Raw genomic sequence first — 2,942 nt, forward strand, 5'->3', positions numbered from 1 at the left:
GGCTGGTGGCAGCGCACCTTCGGCCAATAAGGCCAAGACACAGACCTGAATGAAACACGCCGCCATCCAGCCCCAGGGGTCGGATGGCGGCGTTTTTCGTGGCTTCACTTGATGTTCAGGGCGAGAAGGGCATAAATCGGGCCAATGCCTGTTCCCCTTCCCCATCAAGGCTTTGCATGATGACGCGGTGGCTGCGCCTTGTCGCGCTCCTGCTGGGGTCGCTGATGCTGATGGCGCGGCCGGCGCTGGCCCAGAGCATATTGCGCGATGCCGAGACCGAAGCGTTCATGGCGGACATGTCGGGCGATCTGGTCAAGGCGGCGGGCATGCAGCCGCGCAATGTCCAGGTGATGGTGATCAACGACCCGGAGATCAACGCCTTCGTCGCGGGCGGCCAATATGTCTGGGTGCATAGCGGACTGATCGCGCAGGCCGACAATGTGAACCAGTTGCAGGGCGTGGTCGCGCATGAACTGGGCCATATCGAGGGCGGCCATGTCATCCGCACCGACGGCATCAAGGAAGCGACCAGCATCACATTGCTGAGCCTGGTGCTGGGCGCGGCGGCGATCGCGGCGGGCGGCGCGGAAGCGGGCATGGGCATCATGGGCCTGGGCCAGCAGGTCGGCATGTCCAAATATCTCGCCTTTTCCCGCGCGCAGGAAAGCTCCGCCGACCTTGCCGGCGCGCGCTATCTGAGCGGCGCGCATCTGAGCGGCAAGGGCAGCCTGGAATTCTTCAAGAAGCTGCAGAATCAGGAATATCGCCTCGCGATCCCGCAGGACAACAGCTATGGCCGCACCCATCCGCTGTCGGGCGAGCGCATCAATGTGCTGCGCGAGGTCTATACGGTCGATCCGGCCTGGGACAATCCGCCCAATCCACAGCTGGAAGCGCGATTCGAGCGGATCAAGGCGAAGCTGATCGGCTTCGTGTCGGAACCGCAGCAGACGCTGCTCAAATATCCCGAGAGCGACCGGTCGATCCCGGCCCATTATGCGCGCGCCTATGCCTGGCATAAAAGTGCCTATCCCGAGAAGGCACTGAGCGAGGCGGACGCGCTGCTGACGGCGGCGCCGCATGACCCCTATTTCCTGGAGCTGAAGGGCCAGATCCTGCTGGAGAGCGGACGGCCTGGCGAGGCGATCCCGCCGCTGCGCGAGGCGGTCGCCAAGACGCAGCAGCCGCTGATCGCGGTATTGCTGGGCCATGCGCTGATCGCGACCGAGGATGAGAAAAATTACGCCGAGGCAGAGACCGTGCTGCGCAATGCGATCGCGCGGGACCGCGAAAATCCCTTCGCCTGGTATCAACTGGGCGTCGTCTACGAGCATCGCGGGGACACGCCGCGCGCCGCGCTGGCCAGCGCCGAGCGTTTTTCGATGATCGGGCAGGACAGTATGGCACTGCGCAGTGCGGACGCGGCAATGCAGGGATTGAAGCCCGGAACGGTTGACTATCTGCGGGCGCAGGATATCGCGATGGTCTCGCGGGCTGCCGTCGAGCAGAAGCGGAAGAGAAGATGACAGATCAGACCCGGCCCAGCTTTCGTGCGGCCCTATCCAACAGGAAAATGCAGATGACCCTGGGCGCCCTCGCCTTGATCGCTGGCGCCGCCGGCACCGCCCTTGCCGTGCAGGCGCCCGGCAGCGTCTCCACCGGCGACAAGGCCGCGATCGAAAAGATCGTCCACGACTATATATTGGAGCATCCCGAGATCATCCCGCAGGCGATCGAGAAGCTGCAGGCCAAGCGGATGGAAGGCACGATCGACGCGAATCGCCAGACGATCGAAACGCCCTATGCCGGGGCATGGGAAGGCGCGGCCAATGCCGATGTCACCGTGGTCGAGTTTTTCGACTATGCCTGCGGCTATTGCCGCGCCTCGCTGCCCGACCTTGCCAAGCTGGTCGGCGCCGATGCCAAGGTGAAGATCGTCTATCGCGAACTGCCGATCCTGTCGGAGGAAAGCTCCGACGCGGCCAAGGTGTCGTTGCTTGCGGCCGAGCGCAATCGCTACATGGCCTATCACAAGGCGCTCTATGGCGCCGGCAAGGTGACCCGCGAATCGATCATCGGCGCCGCCACCCAGGCCGGCATCACCAAGGCCGATGCCGAAGCGGCGATGGCGTCGAGCAAATATGATGCCGAGCTTCAGTCGAACATCGCCCTCGCCCAGAAGCTTCAGGCAAGCGGCACGCCGACCTTCGTCATCGGCAATCAGGTGCTTAACGGCGCGGTCGGCTATGATTCGCTCAAGGACGCGGTGACGAGCGCCCGCGGCAAATAAGCCCGACGGCGGTTCGGGCGGGACAAGCAGGCGTTTGCGGGGAAGCGCGGCGCAGCGCCATTGACTTCCCCGCCCCATTTCCCTATCGGACGGCCCCTGACTTGCGGTCGCCCCGTGTGGCGGCCCTTTTTTGTCATACCTGATTCTCTAGTTTGTTTGAGGAATGAACGATGAAGCGCACTTTTCAGCCGAGCAATCTGGTTCGGAAGCGCCGTCACGGTTTTCGCGCTCGCATGGCGACCCCCGGTGGCCGCAACATCATGCGCGCCCGTCGTGCCCGCGGCCGCAAGAGCCTGAGCGCCTGAGCGACCTGACGCCGCCGGCCGCGCCTGCCATCATGGGCAAGCGCGCGGATTTCCTGGCGGCGAATCGGGGCCGACGCGCGCCCATGCCGGGATTCGTCCTGCTGGTGCGTGAGCGCGGCGATGGCGATCCGGCGATGCGTATCGGCATCACGGTGACCAAGAAGATAGGCGGCGCTGTCATCCGCAATCGGATGAAGCGCCGTTTTCGCGTCCTGGCACGCGAATTGCTGCCTGTGCATGGTGTGGCTGGTGCCGACCATGTGCTGATCGGCCGTGCCGAAGGCGTGGAGCGCGACTTCGCGCTGCTGCGCGGCGAACTGGAAAAGGCGCTGGGCAAGATATTGACC

At 64.2% G+C, this 2,942-nt stretch carries 4 protein-coding genes; all 4 read left to right on the forward strand.

Features of this window, described 5'->3' with window-relative positions:
- The first annotated feature begins 179 nt into the window (after positions 1–179).
- Positions 180–1,526: a M48 family metalloprotease gene (locus CG471_RS29435; protein WP_099234621.1), complete on the forward strand. Its 1,347-nt coding sequence runs from the start codon at positions 180–182 to the stop codon at positions 1,524–1,526.
- Positions 1,523–2,290 (forward strand): DsbA family protein, encoded by a 768-nt coding sequence (locus CG471_RS29440; RefSeq protein ID WP_170978344.1) that lies wholly within the window; start codon positions 1,523–1,525, stop codon positions 2,288–2,290. Before CG471_RS29435 ends, CG471_RS29440 begins: the two co-directional genes overlap by 4 nt.
- Positions 2,291–2,460: 170 nt before the next feature.
- Positions 2,461–2,595 (forward strand): 50S ribosomal protein L34, encoded by a 135-nt coding sequence (rpmH, locus tag CG471_RS29445; RefSeq protein WP_004210039.1) that lies wholly within the window; start codon positions 2,461–2,463, stop codon positions 2,593–2,595.
- Between the two features lie 32 nt (positions 2,596–2,627).
- Positions 2,628–2,942: ribonuclease P protein component (gene rnpA / locus CG471_RS29450; protein WP_099234620.1), on the forward strand; the 315-nt coding region annotated here is incomplete at its 3' end.

Origin of the sequence: Sphingobium sp. IP1 (assembly GCF_002708645.1) — a bacterium.
Lineage (GTDB): Bacteria > Pseudomonadota > Alphaproteobacteria > Sphingomonadales > Sphingomonadaceae > Sphingobium > Sphingobium yanoikuyae.